16 protein-coding genes and 1 other RNA gene are annotated in these 18,395 nt (G+C 30.4%); 9 read left to right on the forward strand and 8 right to left on the reverse strand.

Annotation, left to right across the window (positions count from 1 at the left end):
• Nucleotides 1-36 precede the first annotated feature (36 nt).
• Nucleotides 37-429: a transfer-messenger RNA gene (ssrA, locus tag FP421_RS13700) on the forward strand.
• Between the two features lie 119 nt (nucleotides 430-548).
• On the opposite strand, the gene FP421_RS13705 is transcribed toward ssrA, so the two are convergent.
• The 4 genes from FP421_RS13705 to FP421_RS13720 all read right to left on the reverse strand — a co-directional run bounded on the left by FP421_RS13705 (nucleotide 549) and on the right by FP421_RS13720 (nucleotide 8,196).
• The gene (locus FP421_RS13705) at nucleotides 549-1,391 is read right to left on the reverse strand and encodes a DMT family transporter (protein ID WP_236548120.1); all 843 of its coding nucleotides are present in this window, start codon (nucleotides 1,389-1,391) and stop codon (nucleotides 549-551) included.
• A gap of 111 nt (nucleotides 1,392-1,502) precedes the next feature.
• Entirely contained in the window at nucleotides 1,503-2,504 is a 1,002-nt protein-coding gene (gene gap / locus FP421_RS13710; RefSeq protein WP_159951540.1) for a type I glyceraldehyde-3-phosphate dehydrogenase, read from the reverse strand.
• Nucleotides 2,505-2,529: 25 nt separating this feature from the next.
• A complete protein-coding gene (gene pfkA, locus FP421_RS13715) occupies nucleotides 2,530-3,513 on the reverse strand; it encodes a 6-phosphofructokinase (RefSeq protein ID WP_159951542.1) in 984 nt (327 codons plus the stop codon).
• Nucleotides 3,514-3,723: 210 nt separating this feature from the next.
• Entirely contained in the window at nucleotides 3,724-8,196 is a 4,473-nt protein-coding gene (locus FP421_RS13720; RefSeq protein WP_236548121.1) for a translocation/assembly module TamB domain-containing protein, read from the reverse strand.
• 128 nt (nucleotides 8,197-8,324) lie between these two features.
• Between FP421_RS13720 and tsaD the strand changes: the two genes are divergently transcribed.
• The 3 genes from tsaD to FP421_RS13735 all read left to right on the forward strand — a co-directional run bounded on the left by tsaD (nucleotide 8,325) and on the right by FP421_RS13735 (nucleotide 12,055).
• A complete protein-coding gene (gene tsaD / locus FP421_RS13725; protein ID WP_159951544.1) occupies nucleotides 8,325-9,350 on the forward strand; it encodes a tRNA (adenosine(37)-N6)-threonylcarbamoyltransferase complex transferase subunit TsaD in 1,026 nt (341 codons plus the stop codon).
• Between the two features lie 120 nt (nucleotides 9,351-9,470).
• Nucleotides 9,471-11,207, forward strand: coding sequence for an LTA synthase family protein (locus FP421_RS13730; protein ID WP_236548122.1), 1,737 nt, complete (start codon nucleotides 9,471-9,473; stop codon nucleotides 11,205-11,207).
• Between the two features lie 44 nt (nucleotides 11,208-11,251).
• Nucleotides 11,252-12,055: an FkbM family methyltransferase gene (locus FP421_RS13735; RefSeq protein ID WP_159951548.1), complete on the forward strand. Its 804-nt coding sequence runs from the start codon at nucleotides 11,252-11,254 to the stop codon at nucleotides 12,053-12,055.
• A gap of 91 nt (nucleotides 12,056-12,146) precedes the next feature.
• On the opposite strand, the gene FP421_RS13740 is transcribed toward FP421_RS13735, so the two are convergent.
• The 3 genes from FP421_RS13740 to FP421_RS13750 all read right to left on the reverse strand — a co-directional run bounded on the left by FP421_RS13740 (nucleotide 12,147) and on the right by FP421_RS13750 (nucleotide 14,170).
• Nucleotides 12,147-12,752: a thioredoxin family protein gene (locus FP421_RS13740; RefSeq protein WP_159951550.1), complete on the reverse strand. Its 606-nt coding sequence runs from the start codon at nucleotides 12,750-12,752 to the stop codon at nucleotides 12,147-12,149.
• Nucleotides 12,753-12,768: 16 nt separating this feature from the next.
• Complete coding sequence (locus tag FP421_RS13745; protein ID WP_236548123.1) at nucleotides 12,769-13,233, reverse strand: TlpA disulfide reductase family protein; 465 nt, start codon at nucleotides 13,231-13,233, stop codon at nucleotides 12,769-12,771.
• Between the two features lie 154 nt (nucleotides 13,234-13,387).
• A complete protein-coding gene (locus FP421_RS13750) occupies nucleotides 13,388-14,170 on the reverse strand; it encodes a S1/P1 nuclease (protein ID WP_159951554.1) in 783 nt (260 codons plus the stop codon).
• Between the two features lie 117 nt (nucleotides 14,171-14,287).
• Here FP421_RS13750 and FP421_RS13755 point away from each other — a divergent pair, with 117 nt between their 5' ends.
• The 5 genes from FP421_RS13755 to FP421_RS13775 all read left to right on the forward strand — a co-directional run bounded on the left by FP421_RS13755 (nucleotide 14,288) and on the right by FP421_RS13775 (nucleotide 17,090).
• The gene (locus FP421_RS13755; RefSeq protein ID WP_159951556.1) at nucleotides 14,288-15,148 is read left to right on the forward strand and encodes an SPFH domain-containing protein; all 861 of its coding nucleotides are present in this window, start codon (nucleotides 14,288-14,290) and stop codon (nucleotides 15,146-15,148) included.
• Between the two features lie 176 nt (nucleotides 15,149-15,324).
• Nucleotides 15,325-15,483: a DUF4177 domain-containing protein gene (locus FP421_RS13760; protein ID WP_159951558.1), complete on the forward strand. Its 159-nt coding sequence runs from the start codon at nucleotides 15,325-15,327 to the stop codon at nucleotides 15,481-15,483.
• 2 nt (nucleotides 15,484-15,485) lie between these two features.
• Nucleotides 15,486-15,983, forward strand: coding sequence for a hypothetical protein (locus FP421_RS15150; protein ID WP_201288853.1), 498 nt, complete (start codon nucleotides 15,486-15,488; stop codon nucleotides 15,981-15,983).
• Between the two features lie 4 nt (nucleotides 15,984-15,987).
• Complete coding sequence (locus FP421_RS13770) at nucleotides 15,988-16,908, forward strand: alpha/beta hydrolase family protein (RefSeq protein ID WP_159951560.1); 921 nt, start codon at nucleotides 15,988-15,990, stop codon at nucleotides 16,906-16,908.
• A gap of 17 nt (nucleotides 16,909-16,925) precedes the next feature.
• Entirely contained in the window at nucleotides 16,926-17,090 is a 165-nt protein-coding gene (locus FP421_RS13775; protein WP_159951562.1) for an Arc family DNA binding domain-containing protein, read from the forward strand.
• A 59-nt stretch (nucleotides 17,091-17,149) separates the two neighbouring features.
• On the opposite strand, the gene FP421_RS13780 is transcribed toward FP421_RS13775, so the two are convergent.
• Complete coding sequence (locus FP421_RS13780) at nucleotides 17,150-18,394, reverse strand: T9SS type A sorting domain-containing protein (protein WP_159951564.1); 1,245 nt, start codon at nucleotides 18,392-18,394, stop codon at nucleotides 17,150-17,152.
• Between the last annotated feature and the right edge of the window lies 1 nt (nucleotide 18,395).

Here is an 18,395-nt window from a genome sequence, read left to right on the forward strand (position 1 = left end):
TGTGTTTTTGAATCAAGTTCAAGATAAACTCATTGAGGGGACGACTGGTTTTGACAGCAAGGTCAGAGAATTTGTAAGCATATCAAGGAATGAAATTATTCTTGTAAAACTTATTTCAACTTTATAAACGGCGAAGATAACTACGCTTTAGCTGCATAATCTGAATTACAGTAAGATTAGCCTCGGCTCACTAGGTGAGCAAGCTTTATGTCCACGAAAAGCCTTGGTTTATGGCGTTTCACTTTTGGGCATCGTAAAAATAAACATAGGAAACTTAGTACTTCGTTGAGTTTCCGAAATTTAAGAAGTTAAGCTAAAAATGGATTGTTCTTAATCAGTTTTTGGTCGAAAATTAAGTAAGAACTAAATATGTAGAAAGCCAATTTGCTGCTTGTTTGGACCCGAGTTCGATTCTCGGCGTCTCCACAACACAAAGCTCTAATCACTTAAATATAAATTGATTAGAGCTTTTTTTTCTTTATAGACTCTTCACTTCGAGTATTGATACTTCAAAAAAAAGTCACAAATAATTTAAATTATTTTAAATTTTAAGTTGTTTTTCTTTTGATGTAAATATTATAAATTAATCCTGAAAGAATGAGAACAATTCCCAACAATGTCCAGCCATTATAAACATCTCCAAACCAAAAGGTTCCTACAATAATAGTTATGATTACCTCAAGATATTTAATAGGAGCTACCAAATTGGTTTCTTCTGCTTGAAAAGCTTTGGTCATATACAACTGTCCAAAATAACCAAAAACACCAGTGCTAATAAAAAGTATCCATTCTATTAAATTGGGCTGTATCCAATATTTTATAGACATCAATCCACCAAAAACAAAAGCCATAATCATGAAGTAATTGATAATAACTAATGGATGTTCTGTGTTCCCTATTTTACGAATTACCACAAATATAATTCCAAGAAAAACAGCAGAAAAAATTACAAAAAATAAACCTACCAACTCTACATCTGCTCCAAAACCCTTTATAATTAACACCCCTAAAAAGGCGATAATAAACAACAACCATTGTATGGGTTTAATTTTTTCTTTTAAAAAGAAAAGCGCAAAAATAGCAGCAAATATAGGAGCGGTATATCTTAAAGAAACTGCTGTGCCAATACTTAGATAGTTAAGAGATTTAAAAAAACAAGTTAAAGAAATTACACCTGTGATTCCTCTAATTATTAACCATTTTTTATTCTTACCAAAAAAAGGTACCTTTTGCTTAAGTACTAAAGGAATAGTAAAAAGGAGTGTTCCTATGGATCTAAAAAAAACTACTTGATATACATTAAAAGTACTCAAATATTTTACTACTGATCCCATAAGTGCAAATGCAATTGCACTAAAAATCATATATATAATCGCTTTATTTTTTGTCATATTGTATGATCGCAAATATAATGGAATAAATAGGTTACTGCATCTTAAAATCATGCATAAAAAAACCTCAAGTAAACTTGAGGTCTTTATTGTATGTATAATCTAGTGATACTATAAAGTATCTGCATATTCGATTAAGTCAACTATCTTAGTAGAATAACCCATTTCGTTATCATACCAAGAAACAACTTTTACAAAGTTATCATTTAAAGCAATACCTGCTTTAGCATCAAAAATAGAAGTACGAGTATCTCCAACAAAATCTTGAGAAACCACTAATTCTTCTGTGTAACCTAAAACACCTTTCATTGGTCCACTTTCTGAAGCAGCTTTCATTGCAGCACAAATCTCATCATAAGAAGCTGCTTTTTCTAACTTTACCGTTAAATCTACCACAGAAACATCCATAGTAGGAACTCTAAAAGCCATACCTGTTAATTTACCATCCATAGCTGGAATAACTTTCCCTACTGCTTTTGCTGCTCCTGTAGAAGAAGGTATTACGTTACCAATAGCAGAACGTCCACCTCTCCAGTCTTTCATAGAAGGACCATCAACTGTTTTTTGAGTTGCTGTAGTTGCGTGTACAGTTGTCATTAAACCTTCAACAATACCAAAGTTATCGTTTAAAACTTTAGTTATTGGTGCTAAACAATTTGTTGTACAAGATGCGTTAGAAAAAATCTTTTGATCTGCTTTTAACTCTGTATTGTTTACACCCATTACAAACATTGGTGTATGATCTTTAGATGGTGCAGATAATACTACTTTTTTAGCTCCAGCTTCTAAGTGTTTCCCTGCAGTTTCTTCAGTTAAGAAAAAACCTGTAGATTCGATTACATACTCAGCTCCTACTTCATCCCATTTTAAATCAGCAGGATTTCTTTCTGCAGTAATTCTAATTTCGTTTCCGTTTACAACTAATTTACCGTCTTTTACGTCTACAGTTCCATCAAACTTACCGTGAACTGAATCGTATTTTAACATGTAAGCTAAATAATCTACATCTAATAAATCGTTAATAGCTACTACTTGTACGTTATCTCTTAAGACTGTTTGTCTGAAGGCTAATCTTCCTATTCTTCCAAATCCGTTAATTCCTACTTTTATCATTTTACTAATCTTTAATTTGTTTATTTTATGTTGTTATAATGTCTGAAATTCTAAGCAACTCATGGTTAATTGAATGACCTCCAGAAATTGCTTCTTTAATATCAGTACTAATTACTATATTGTCTTTTAAACCTACCATTAAATTGGTTTTACCATCTAACAATAGTTCTACTGCTTTTACACCTAATCTACTGGCTAAAACTCTATCAAAACAAGAAGGTGATCCTCCTCTTTGCATATGCCCTAGAATAGAAACCCTTACGTCATATAGAGGTAAATTTTCTTCAACATATTTTGCCAATTCATAAACGTTTTTACCAGATTTATCTCCTTCTGCTACGACTACAATACTTGATGATTTCCCTGCTCTTCTACTTCTTTCTAATGATTCTAGCATTCTATCTAAACCTAAATCTTCTTCAGGAATTAAGATTTCTTCTGCTCCCGCACCAACACCTGCATTTAAAGCAATAAAACCAGCATCACGTCCCATTACTTCAACAAAAAACAATCTATTATGTGACGACGCTGTATCTCTAATTTTATCAATTGCATCTACAGCTGTATTTAATGCTGTATCATATCCTAATGTATGTGAAGTTCCGAAAATATCATTGTCAATAGTACCAGGAATTCCGATTACAGGAAAATCAAACTCTTCGTTAAAAATTACTGCTCCTGTAAAAGAACCATCTCCCCCAATAACAACCATGGCATCTACTTCTCGTTCTACTAAATTATCGTAAGCTTTTTGTCTACCTTCTTTAGTTCTAAACTCTGTAGACCTTGCAGACTTTAAAATGGTTCCACCTTTATTGATAATGTTATGTACACTTCTTGCAGAAAGCTCTACTAAATCATCTTCAATCAAACCTTCATATCCTCTGTAAATCCCTACACAACTTAAGCTGTAATAGGCACAAGATCTTACTACTGCTCTAATTGCGGCATTCATTCCTGGGGCATCTCCTCCAGAAGTCATTACTGCTATTTTTTTAATTTCTTTCATATCTTTCTGATGTAAAATTACTGCTTTATAACCATTTAAAATAATAAAACTACGAAATCGTTTTAGGCTATTTCTTACCTATTTATGCTCTAAATTAAAGGATTTTCACTTAAATCGATTCGAAAAAATGTTACCTTTTTGTTAATTAATTTTGCCGCAAAAATAGAGGAGATCTTTTCTTTAAAAAATGATAAAAGTCAATCTTAAAAACTAATTTCCTTCGAAATTAATCAGTTCTTTATTTGTTTTTCTTATGGTGTCTTTTTTAACAATTGGTTTCTGATTATTTTTCTTTAGACCAATCTGTCTTAAAAGACCTGAGAGCGTATTGAAATTTACTTGATAAGATAACCCAACTCCTTGTGTATAGCCTTCTTCTTGCTGAGAGTACTGAATTTCGTTCTGACGATTGAAAATAACACCTCTAAAATTACCTTCTTTATTCAGTAACACTTCAACTTTTACCTCTCCTATAACACTAGCTTGAGTTTGTGCTCCAACAGGAACTCCTACTTTTCCGTTTATAATAACCCTGTCACTTACTTGTGTACTTACAGAAACATCTACTTGATCGTCTATATTTAATCGATCTACATCTGTTTGGTCTGCTTGCTGATAATCAAAATTTAACTGAAACTTACTATCTGGACTATTTACCAAACTTGAAAACGCAGTTGCTAAAGCACTTGAAGCGGTTCCTGCAATGGTATTGTTTAAATCGAAATTAACACGATCTGGATTTCTGAATGACCCAAAAGCTAACAGCGAAATAAATTGCGTTGTTTTTTCATTCACATTATTATCATTTAAAATAAATTCTAACTCATTAGCAATGGTTGGGTCTACATTGGTTAATTGAATATCTAGTTCTTGCTTAGAACTAAATAATCCACCAGTAATTCTTGTTACTAAATCTATTTCTTCTTTTCGGTTGGAATTAAAGTTTTCTAGTAAAACACCGGGGTTAGCTTTGGCTTTATAGATTGCAGTAATGTCTAGATTGGCTTCATAAGGATCTCCGTTCCAAGAGACAGTACCTCCTTTTTGAATCACAAACGGTTTATTGATAATTCCTCCATATTTAAAATCGTAAACTCCACTATCTATAGTATAATCTCCAAACATGTTAAATTTACCTCGGGTATTAATTTCAATACGAAGATTACCAGCACCACTACCTGTTAACTGACTTCCATAAACCTCATCAATAACCACTTGTGCTGTTGCATCTTTGGTAACTTCTAAATCGATATTTAAAGACAATCCTTTTATTGCTTCTAAAGCAACTTCTTTTTGCTTTTCTTCGACTTTAATTGCATCATTTTTAAAGTAGATTAATCGATAACTATCTACAGTTGTTACATCTTTTAGCGGCACAACAAATGTTGTTCCTGGTTTTGTTTTAGCATTAACATCTATAGTTAATTGATCTGTTAAACCTGTAATACTTGCAGTTCCATCAATAAAAGCTGAACCATAATATAATGCTTCATCTGTGTTTTCTGTATCTAAAACAAGTAGATTATCACTTTCTATTTCTATATTTAAAAACCATTTTTCAAAGTTTTGATGTGTGATGTCACCAATTAATTTCCCTTTAGTTTTATGCTTTGTATCAGATAAAGAAACACCCTCTAAAATAAAAGATTGCTCTTGCATTGTAATGATAGACTCACCTTCAAAATCATAATCAACATTTAAATATGGAAACATTAAACCTGCATTTGTTAAGGTTAATGCACCTGACATTTCTGGGTTTCCTAAAAAGCCACGTAATGCAAAATCACCTGATGCAGTTCCTCTTATAGAAGACAGTACATCTTGACCTAGAGGACTAAAAGCGTTTAACCCAAAATCTTCCATAAAAACTTCTAAATCTATTAAAGGTCTTTGGGTTGAAAAATCTAAAGTTCCTGTAGCGGCAATACTTTTAACATTTTTATTTTGGATAGATAAATCTAAATTATATTTCTCGTAAGAGTTATCTCCGCTTACATTTACATATAAATCTCCTTGCTTAAAATTATTAACTTCAAAGTTTTTAATAGACAATAAACCCTCTGGATTGTAATTTCCATCACTTTGCACAAAATCTAAGTGACCAGAAAGCGTTCCTTTAAGTGCTAAACTATCTATTACAGGCAAGAAACTTTCTAGTTCAACTTTTGTAAAATCTGCTAATAAGACCTTTTCTGAATCACCTTTTAGACTTCCTGTAAATTCTACTTTTTGCTTACCAGAGACTAACTTAAATTGACTAAAATTGTATTGGTTTGTATTTAAATCAAAAATAATCTTGTCTGTATTTTTTTCATCAGGATTAATGTTCCAAGTATTACCCTTAAACTTAAATGATGATTTTTCAAAACCTACTACAGATTTACCTTCTTCGTTGAATGTGTAAAAGAAGTCTAAATTAAAATCTTCGTTCTTTTTCTTACCTCCCACAAAAACAGATTTAAAAAATAATGTGTCATTTTGCGTTAAACTCAATAAATTTAACTTTGACACATTATAATATTTTGTATTTAACTCTGATGCCGTTAAATGCGAATTGTATAAAGGGTTTTGGTTATCTGTTCTTAATAACAAGTCTTTTACCTCATTACCAGAAACATCTATTCTGGGAGAAGAAATTGTTAATTTTAGTTGATTTTTATCAGCCTTTATTTTTCCACGAATCTTGGTATTATTATCAATAGATATTTCTGGAAAGAAAACAGTAACAATCTGATTGTAAATAGTAAAGTTAAAATCGACAAATTGATGTTGCTCAACATCATAAGGTTTATAGTTTGTATAAATACTACCTAAAGCATTTTGAGCTACTGGCACTAATTCTGAAAACGAAAATTTACCAGTAACATATCCATTGGCAATATCTTGTGAGGTAACTTCAATCGTTTTTATACTATCTTTTAAAGATGATTTAACATTAAACTCTTTAAAATTATACTCTTCTTTTTGATTGGTATATAAAATATTTTTAAAAGTGGCTTTTCCTGTGATGTCATCTAGTGTATTACCTTCTACATCTAGTTCAATATTTCCCTTTAAAACAGACACACTATCTCTAATAAAAAGATTTGTTTCTTTTAAATTAAGATACTCTATATCAGATTTAAAATCGAACTTATGCACTTCTGATGATAAGTCTGCAAGCCCGTTAAACTTCATTTTAAAGTTTTCATCATTTATATTTAAATCTCCATCAAACTTGTTATTTTGATATTGACCATTGGCTTCAATATTTTTATACGAATATTCTTTAAAGTTTAATTCTGACACATCTCCAATGAATGTTGTATTGATGTTATCTAGCTTAAACCCACTTCCTTTTACATCTCCTTTCAAAGAAATCTCACCAAACAAAGGATCATTAAACAAGACACCAATATTAAATTTATCTAATGCTATTTCTCCATTATATTCTGCGTAATCAATATCATCAATATTAGAAATTTTTAAATCAGAAACCACATTTCCTATCTGAGATTTTAAATTTACAGTTGCATCTATTTTTTCTGAATCTACATAAATATTTCCTCTAATACTAAATTTTCCAAACTTCCTGAACTCTGTTGGTAATGTTTTACCTAAAACATTGGGCAATATATTTCTTAACTCATTATAGGTGGCTGTTAAGTTTTTTAAATCACCTTTAAAGATGAAACCTTCTTCAAAGTTTACCGCATTTACAAAACCTAAATTACCAATAACTTTTATACCATGTTTGGTGGATAATTTTAGTCTATCTAAGAAAAAATCATTCAGTTTTCCGTTTAATTTTCCTGAAAGTGTAATAAGATCATTACCACTTAATTCATTGTAGTACTTTTTTAAATCTGGAATAGCAATAGTGCTTTTACTAAAATTTGCTTTAATATTAACTTTGTTATTAAAATCTATTAAATCTTCTCTTTTGTAGGTAAAATCTATATCTGCATTTAAGCTAGAGTTTCTAGTCTGCAATGTTGTCTTTTTAAAATGCATTGCAGTTGTAGAATAAGAGAAATCTGTGGTAAGATTGATTACTTCTAAGCCTTTATTATCAATGAAATATAAACCTCTAATTTTTGATGAAAAATCCGGACCATAAACCAATAGATCTTGTAAGTTACCTCCAGCATTTTCAGCTGAAAAGGAAATTGGACTTTGATTGTTCTCATCAATTAAGATATAATTCAAGTTATTTGCATAGACATTTGATGATCTTAAAATAAACGGTTTTGAAATTGAATCTTTTGGTTTTCCATTATCAAAACGATCAATAAAAACTCCCATATTATCATCTTTCTCACCTTTATAGGTTTTCATGTGAAAATGAACACCTTCTAATGAAACAGATCCTAAATTTATCTCATTTTCAAATATTTTTTTTGCACTTAAAAGTGAAGTCCCTAATTTATCCACAAAGATTAATGTGTCTTGATGATGATCGCGAATCTCAACCCCTTTTAAACGTACAGTTCCTAAAAAAGATAAATCAATTTTTTTTATGGTGATATCTGTATTGAAATCTTCATTAAGGCTTTTGGTAGCGTAAGTTCCTAGTTTAGTCTGAACCCAAGGTATGGAAAGTAAAACACTAATCAACAGCAAAAAGAGCACAAAGTACCCAAGCCATTTTATTATTTTCTTTCCAACTTTTTTGATAACTGTTTCTTTTATGGTAATAATCACTAATAATAAGCAAAAAAATTGCCAATTATTACAAAGAACGTGCAAATTTAACAAACAATTAAATTTCTATAATCAAAAAAGGAAGACAACATAAAATTATCCTTAGTTTTGCTATAAATTAACCTTTGATGAACAACAACATTTATATATTAGGTATTGAATCTTCTTGTGATGACACTAGCGCTTCTGTAATTTGCAATGGTAAAGTACTAAGCAACGTTATTGCAAATCAAGAAATTCATTCTAAATATGGAGGTGTAGTTCCTGAATTGGCATCAAGAGCACATCAGCAAAACATAGTTCCTGTAGTGCAACAAGCTATTGAACAAGCCAATATTAACAAAGAAGATTTATCTGCAATTGCCTTTACGCGAGGACCAGGATTAATGGGTTCTTTATTGGTAGGAACATCGTTTGCAAAATCATTGGCGCTGGGACTTGGAATTCCATTAATAGATGTCAATCATATGCAAGCACATATTTTAGCACATTTTATTAATGATGAAGATAGTCGAATTCCTAATTTTCCTTTTTTATGTTTAACCATTAGTGGTGGCCATACTCAAATTGTAAAAGTGACCAATCATTTTGAAATGGAAATTCTTGGAGAAACTATTGATGATGCTGTAGGAGAAGCGTTTGATAAATCTGCAAAAATACTAGGTTTGCCCTATCCTGGAGGTCCATTAATTGACAAACACGCACAATTAGGAAACCCAAAAGCATTTTCGTTTACCAAACCTAAAGTTGGCGATTTAGATTTTAGTTTTAGCGGATTAAAAACAGGTATTTTATATTTTATTCAAAAACAACAAAAGCAAAACCCTAATTTTATTGAAGAACATTTAAATGATGTTTGCGCCTCAATACAATATACAATTGTAGAAATTTTGATGGACAAACTAAAAAATGCTGTCAAAAAAACAGGAATTAAAGAAGTAGCCATTGCTGGAGGAGTTTCTGCAAATTCAGAAATAAGAAATAGACTGCAGTTGGCTGAAAAACATTTTGGATGGACAACGTATATTCCTAAATTTGAATACACAACTGATAATGCTGCAATGATAGCCATTACAGGATATTTAAAGTTCTTAAACAAGAATTATTCTGATGTTTCTATCACAGCTCAAGCAAGATTAAAGGTTACAGAATAGTTTATGACTACTTTTAAAAATCGACTTTTTTTCAACCTTAGTTATTTTTTATTATGGATAACTTATTTTGTTTTTGCTCGTTTCTTTTTTCTACTTTTTCACTTTGAAAAAACAAAAGAATTGGGTTTTTCAACATCTTTTAAAACCTTTCTTTATGGCTTACGTTTAGACAGTTCTTTTGCTGCATATTTATCTATGATTCCTTTTTTGTTAATCATTTTTACCGTTTTTGGTAAAATTAATATTCTAAAAAAAGCTATAGAATGGTACTCTGCTATTCTCATCATCTTTATCAGTCTTTTATTAATTATTGACGCTAGTTTGTATGATGCTTGGGGTGTAAGGTTAGACACTTCTATACTACCTTATTTAAGCACACCAGAATTGATGATTTCATCAGCCTCTACTTTTCAATTGATTTCTGGCTTTATTTTATGGGGAATCATTGCTTTTTTGTTTATCAAAATATTCAACAAAATAATTTTTAAAAGGTTTGAGAAAATCGCCAAAAGTCATTGGCTGCAAACTGTTTTCTTTTTCGTTATTATGGCTTCATTAATTCTACCTATTAGGGGAGGATTACAAACCATACCTGTAAATCAGAGTAACGTGTATTTCTCTAATAAAATGTTTGCAAATCATGCTGCTTTAAATTTTACTTGGAACTTCTTTAACACAGTCACTCACAAGACAGATGGTACAAATCCGTACAAATATTTTGATGATGAAACTGCTGAGAAAATTGCTAACAAAGCAAAAAACGCATTACTAGAATCTGATACCGATAGTATCTTAAACACCAAAAAACCAAACGTAATTTTAATTCTTTGGGAAAGTTTATCTGCTAAAGTTGTTGGTTCTTTAGGTGGTGAAAAAAGAGTAACTCCAAATCTGAATAAACTCTCAAAAGAAGGAGTTTTATTCACCAATTTTTATGGTAATGGAGATAGAACTGATAAAGGAATTCCTGCAATTTTAAGTGGTTATTATCCTCAACCTGTAAAGCGTATTATGCGAATGCCAAATAAAACCAGAAGCCTACCAATGTTACCTAAAGAAATGAATACTTTAGGCTACAAAACAGCATTTTATTACGGTGGTGATTTGAATTTTGGGAACATGAATACCTATTTAAGAAGTGCAGAAATTCAAGAAATTGTTGACGGAAGTGAATTTGATAAAAAAGACTGGAACTCTAAATGGGGCGCTTTTGATGATGTTTTTATGAAACGTTTTGCTAAAGATTTATCAAAAGAAAAATCTGAACCTTTTTTTAAAATTGCCTTAACCTTATCTAGCCATGAACCTTATGAAATAAAAGGCAAATACAAATTTGGCAAAAAGGGAGAAGATAACAAGTACAGAAGTGCTCATGTCTACACAGATAAAGTTATTGGAGATTTTATCGCATTTGCAAAAAAACAAGACTGGTATAAGAATACACTCATTGTTATTATGGCTGATCATGGTCATAGCTCACCAAAACATGAAGGTCCATATTTTTCTCCAAAAAAATTTCAAATTCCTATGCTTTGGTTGGGAGGCGCATTACACAAATCTGGAATTGAAATAAATACCGTTAGCAGTCAAGTTGATTTTGCATATACTCTTTTAGATTTATTAGAAGGTGATAAAGAAAAATTTGTCTTTGGTAAAAACATTTTCAATTCTTCAGAGCATCAATATGCGCATTATATTTTTAACAAAGGATATGGAACACTAACTAAAGACGATGTTTTTGTCTATGATTACATTGGTAAAAAACCAATTTTAAGTTCAAAAAACTCAAATAAATTAGATTCTTTAGGAAAAGCAATTACGCAAATATCTTATCAAGATTTTTTAGAAAGAAAGTAAAATAATTTAAAAATAACAATTACATTAGGCATATAAAAAAAATTATGAAATTAGAATTACATGAGAAAGTACTGACCAATTTATTTGACACAAACAATAAACTTAATTTTTTTGACATTGGATCCTGTGAAGGTCTAAGTAGTGTAAGATATTTGAACATTTTCAAAAAATGTAATATTTATGCTTTTGAACCTATTCCAAATAATTTTTCTGAAGTTTTAAAAAATAAAAAAAAACATGGTTTAAATAATTTACACGCCTATGAAATTGGTTTATCATCTAAAAAAGGAACAGCAACTTTCTATGTTTCTTCAGGAAAACCTCCAAACAAAGATACTCCAGAAGATAATTCTACTGATTTTGGAAATAAAAGCTCGTCTCTATTTAAACCTGGAAAAACGAAAGAAGTTCATCCTTGGTTAAAATTTAAGGAATCAATAACAATTAAAACGGATACTTTAGAGAACTTCTGTTTAGAAAAAAAAGTAGAAACTATAGATTTCATTCATATGGATGTTCAGGGAGCTGAATTAATGGTTTTACAAGGAGCTAATTCTATGCTGAAAAATATAAAATCTATATGGTTAGAAGTTGAAAAGGTTCCACTTTATGAAGGACAAGCTTTAAAAACTGACATTGAAAATTTTTTAATTAAAAATAATTTTAAGCTCATTTTAAACAAAGTAAATCATATAGCAGGAGATCAATTTTGGGTAAGACAAGACTATTTTAATAAATTATCTGATAAAACTAAATCTCATTTAAATTCAATCTCAAAAAAAGTTGCTCTAAAATCTAAACTTTCATCTGCTATTGGTAAAATAAAAGATCGTATTAAAAAAACATAATTCTATAACATTTATATATCAAAAAAACCTCAAGTAAAACTCGAGGTTTTTCATTAGAGAAAAGGTTCAATTAATCTTCTAAATCATTTTCTTAAAGTGTTTTTATAGAGCAACCAATAGCTCTTGTTTCTGTTTTTGTAGGTTTTTTACCTGCTAACAATGCATCAACTGCATTTTCTACATATTTTTCCGTTACTTTATTAGGGTTTCTAGAACTATTGTCTATTGCTCCAATGTATTCTAATTTCATTTCTGGCTTACTTACAATATATACATGAGGCGTTCTACTAGCCCCAAATTTTGGATATACTTTTTGTCCTTCATCAAGCAAATACGGAAACGTAAACCCTTTTTCTTTAGCTCTCACTTTCATTTCAGCAAAACCATCTCCAGGCATTGCTTTTGGATCATTTGGGTTGATTGCAATCACAGGATATCCTGATCCTTTATACTTTTTATCTAAGGCTATAATTCTATCTTCATTTGCCACTGAATACGGACACATATTACAGGTAAAAACAATGATAAACCCTTTAGCTTCAGGATAATCTGACAAGGAAACCATTTTATCATCAATATTTTTCAATTTAAAATCTTCAACGGTATCTCCAATTTTATAACTGTCTTCTATGTTTGTTGTGAACGCTGATGCAATTGCTAACACAGCAACTACTAAAATTGATTTTAAATATCTCATAAAATTTAATTTAAGTTTATAAAAATGACTGCACTTCTTTTTCTAAAGTTTCATATTCAAAGTTTTTCTCAAAAAATGCTCTCTTTTTGCTATTATAAATTAATGTAGCAGGTAAAGCTCCTGACCATGTTGAATCTATGGCTTTAATCCAGAAATCTTCATTTACATCATCTAACAAAACTACTTTTGATTGTAATTTTTTCTTGTTTATAAAAGGAATTAATCTTTTATCTACATGTTTTGGAAAGTCTAAACTTACTAAAATCACCTCAACATTTTTTTCTTTGTATTCTTCTTTTATCTTCTCAAAAGCTGGTAATTCCTTAACACAAGGTGCACACCAAGTCGCCCAAAAGTTAATCACATATGTTTTACCATCTGCTCTTTCTAACATTGGTTTTAATTCATTGTAAGTATAAGATTTGACTGTTGTTATTTCTTTAAATTCTGACTTAGAACTTTCTTTATTACAAGAGAACATAAAAAAAATAAAGTATAAAAAGTAAAAAAAATTCTTTATCATCCTTAAAACTACAAAGAAGATTTCCTTTACAAAAACAATTAACTTATCATTAACAAAAAAAAGCTCATAATGAATTGATTATGAGCTTTTGTTGAAATTTATCTGAAATTTTTTAATCAAAAACATCATTTAGCACTTTAGCTAAACGAATCCCTGCTTTTTGCAATTGATCTCTAACTGTACCAAAATGTTCATATGAATATCTGTAGCGTAAATTCTCTCCTACTTTAACAGACTTATATACCTTTTTGGTAACCTCATGAACTTCATCAACCCAATCTGTAACATTACCTTCTTGAATCGCTTCAATTTGTTTTTTCGATAAATCTTTGGCATTATTTGCTAGGTCTGAATAACTCATATCCCATTCTTCAATCATGTCTGAATCCCAAACCCTGTGTAAATTAGTACCTCTTCCAAACCATTGCACTTGTACTGTATTTCCTCCTTTATCTTCTCTCCTACCTATATGCATTGGTTGATGTAAATCGCCTACAAAATGGACTAACATTTTTAGAAAAAACTCTTTATCTGCATCAGAACTATTTTTGTCTTTTAAAACCTCAACACACTTTTTAATTCCTGTAACTAAATCTCCTTTTGGATTTTTTTCTGCAGTAGCATAAGTTTCATCAAAGTCCATATTAATGTAATGCCAAGAATAATACTTGTTGTATTTTCTGTCTGATTTTATTTCATCTGCAAAAGTTGATACAAAGGCCAAACTTTGACCTTTTAAGATTTTATCAATCTTTCTTTTTGTTCTTTTGGTCAAATATTTTTCGGCAATTTCACCTGTTGCTCTATGTCCATTTTTACCCCAAATTAAAGAGTTTTCTTCTGTATTATTAGAGAAGAATAACAATGATATTAATAAAATAAATTGAAATTTCATGTTTAATTATTTTAATATAATGCGAAGTTATAAAATAAAACAGTGCTGTATGCTGAAACATAAAAATAATTTTAATATATTTGTGATATCATTTTAATATCATATTAACACATAACCATGAGAGCAGAAAAAATTATAAAACCAGCAAACGGCTATTTAATGTTATTTATAGCTTTACTATTATTCTTTGGCGGAATATTTTTAATTATCAAACAAGAAAATCCTATTTACTTAATCCCAACAATAATCGGATTTATTGGTTTCTTCGGGTTTATATTAGTAAACCCAAATACCTCTAAAGTAATTCTATTGTTTGGAAAATATGTTGGCACAATAAAAGAAAACGGTCTCTATTGGGCAAACCCATTGTTCCGTAAAAAAACAATTTCTTTAAGAGCTAGCAATTTTGATAGCGAGCGTTTAAAAGTAAACGACAAACTTGGTAACCCTGTTATGATTTCTACCATTTTAGTATGGAGAGTAACCAACACTTACAAAGCAGCTTTTGATGTTGACAATTACGAGAACTTTGTTCGTGTTCAAACTGATGCTGCCGTACGTAAATTAGCAAGTATGTACCCTTATGACAATTTTGCTGATGAAGGTGTTGATGAAGACATTACTTTACGTTCTAGTGTAAATGAGGTTTCTGAGGCATTAGAAAAAGAATTGGAAGAGCGCTTATCTATTGCAGGTATAGAAGTTCTAGAAGCTAGAATTGGTTATTTGGCTTATGCTCAAGAAATTGCTTCTGCCATGTTAAAAAGACAACAAGCAACAGCAATTGTTGCTGCAAGACATAAAATTGTTCAAGGTGCTGTAGAAATGGTTGAAATGGCATTAGAAGAATTGAATAAAAAACAAATTGTTGAATTAGATGAAGAGCGTAAAGCTGCTATGGTTAGCAATTTATTAGTCATTCTTTGTGGTGACAAAGAAGCTTCTCCAGTAGTAAATACTGGCACATTAAACCATTAACATGAACAAGTCAAAGAAAAAAAGAATTTTGCTACTGGTATTGCCATTGAAGTTTGTACAGGAACAGCAATTGGTGTCTCCTTAAACAACATAGCATTAGATATTGGTATTGGAGTCGCTTTTGGAGCTGCCTTTAGTTCAATATCACAAAGTAGCAATACAAAAAAAATAGAATTATGAAAGAATATAAAGTAGTGATGCCAAAACTAGGTTTTAGAAATAGAAATAAAAACCTCGAAGAACTTCTAAATCAACATGCTAGAGAAGGTTGGGTTTTAAAGCATATTAATGACAATTGGTACAGCATAGTTTTTGAAAGAGATAAAAACAGATAGTTGTGAAAGTTTTTAAAGAAGAACAACGTTTTACCCAACTTTGGTTGATTGTTTTAATGTCTGTGAGTTTAATTGTACCTGTAGCTCTTATTTTTCAAGAGTACAGCAAAAAAAACTCATCTATTAGCACAAATGAACTAATAGGAAGTACTATTGCAATTTTAGCTTCTGGTTTACTCATTTTTTTCTTTAAATTAAAAACAAGAATAGACGAAAAAGGAATCTATTATCAATTTTTCCCATTTCATTTTAAATACAAATTAATATCTTGGAATGAAATTGAAAATGCATTTGTAAGAACCTACGATCCTATTGGAGAATATGGTGGCTGGGGATTAAAAGGAGGTGCTTTTTGGAATAGCGGAAAAGGAAAATGCATTAATGTTTCTGGTGATGTTGGTATTCAATTAGAATTGACAAACGGAAAGAAATTATTGATTGGCACACAAAAAGAATTTGATGCAAAAAAGGTTTTGGAATCCTATATCAATAAAAACTAAACTAATGAATAGAGTGATTTTATATTTAGCGTTTTATATTACTGGAGTCACAATAACAATAGGCCAAGTAAAATCAGAAGAAATTCTGATAAAAAACAACACTATAGAATTACCAGGAACGTTAACTTATCTAGAACCTAACAAACCTTTAATCATTTGGGTTCATGGCTCTGGAGGTGTTGACAGAAATGGAAATCAATCAAAATATATTCAACAATTTAGAGAAGCCATAAACAAGCACAATATTGCTTTTTTTAGTTACGATAAAAGAACGACTAACCCTAAAAATGCATCAATTTTAAAAAAAAATGGAGTGGTATTTTCAGATTTTATTGATGATGTAAAAAAAGCAGTCTATTATTTTAAAGATGATGAGCGCTTTTCTGAAATAATTTTAGTAGGTCATAGCCAAGGATCTTTAGTAGCAATGTTAGCTTTAGATAATGTAGATAAATACATCTCTATTGCTGGTGCAGGAGAAACAATTGACAAAATCTTAATTAGACAAATAACTAGGCAAAATCCAATTTATGGAGCTATTACAGAAAAGTATCTCAACGAATTAAAAGAAACAGGAGCTATTAAAGAAGTTGACCCCAATTTAATGTCACTTTTTGCAAAACAAAATCAACCTTTTTTAATTTCATGGATTCAGCTAAACCCTTTAAAAATCATTAAAAAAGTAACTGTACCAACATTAATTGTTAATGGTGATAAAGATTTTCAAGTATTAGTCAAGGATGCAGAAAACCTTAAAGTAGCAAAACCAGAGGCACAATTGGTGATTATAAAAAATTTGAATCATGTTTTAAAACATATAGACAAGGATAAAAACAACTTAAACTCATACTTGTCTCCAGATTTTCCTATTTCTAAACAACTGATTAAAACCGTAACCAACTTTATACAAAAGACTAAAAACTAACGTTTAAAGAACACAAAATGGCAAAGAAAAAAGCTTTCGCTTTGCGAGTTAATGAAGATATGATTAAAGCCATAGAAAAATGGGCTGCAGATGAATTTCGTTCTACAAACGGACAAATAGAATGGATGTTAATGCAGGCGTTAAAAGATGCAAATAGAGCCCCAAAAAAGAAAGAGGAATAAAAAACCTCGTTTGCAGTGCAAACGAGGCTTCATCTAAAATCAAAAATCATCTAACTACTTTACTCTTTCATAATCTTTTTTACAACCGTTCCTTTTGCGGTTTTAAGTGTTAAGAAATAAACTCCTTTCACTAAATTTCTTACCTGTATAGTGTTATCCTTTAAAATATTTTCTTGTACTTTTTTACCTTGCAAATCAAATATTTTATAAGATAAAACCGTATGCGCTGTTTTAATATTGATGATATTTCGCACTGAATTGGGATATATAAGAAAGTCTTCAGCTAAAATTTTATCGACACCTAGAGTATTGTCTATGGTAAACGGAACAACATCATACAAACTCCAAATATTAGCTTCATTTTTAGTTCTTATAAATAATAAATGTTCTCCTTCAGTTAAGTCTCCTGTGTTTATGGATGTTTCAAAATTACCATCATCATTAGTAGATAAAGTAATTTCAGTACCATTTCCTACAGCTACAAATTCATTAAAAAAGTATTCTGCAGCTACTATTGGAGAGGCTTCAGACATTACAAATGCACCATCAGAAATGTAAAACAATGCTCTTTCAAAAGTGCTCCACTCTTTATTTTCATTTTGAACTCTAAAATAAATTGTATGAAAACCTGATTCTAAATCACTAATATCTACAGTAAAAGCCTGACTAATTTCTTTACCAGATGCATCTAAAGCAATTGGTTCTCCATTGCCATATCCTGGATCTTGATTAAAAAAGTATTCTGCTTTTGCAATTGGTGAATCTGAAAATGAAATTTGTTCTGGTGTATTGATGTAAAACAAACGTCTATCGAAAGTACTCCATTGATTATCCGAACTTTTTACTCGTACATAAATGATATGAAAACCAGCGTCTAAATTACTAACGTCTATGGTAAATGTATTTGCCAAATCTTGTGTTGCTGTAATGGGTATTTCTGTTCCATTGCCGTAACCTGGATCTGTGTCTAAAAAATATTCTGCAAATACCATATCTTTAAGAGATACATCTTCTGTAAATATGATTTCTGGGTCTATCTTATAAAAAAGCCTTCTATCAAAAGTACTCCAAGCATCATCTTGCTGCACTCTTACATAAAACATATTAAAACCATCAGGTAAGTTATCTACAGTAGCATCGATAACCTTCGTAAATTCTCCATTAGTTTCTGTAACATCGAAACTAATACCATTCCCATAACCAGGGTCGTTGTTAAAAAAATACTCTCCCTTTGTTACTTGTTGCGCTATTGCAAGATTAGACAATAAAAGCGTGAGTATTATGGTATAAGTTAAGCACCTCATC

It is taken from the genome of Polaribacter septentrionalilitoris (genome assembly GCF_009832745.1).
GTDB classification, from domain to species: domain Bacteria; phylum Bacteroidota; class Bacteroidia; order Flavobacteriales; family Flavobacteriaceae; genus Polaribacter; species Polaribacter septentrionalilitoris.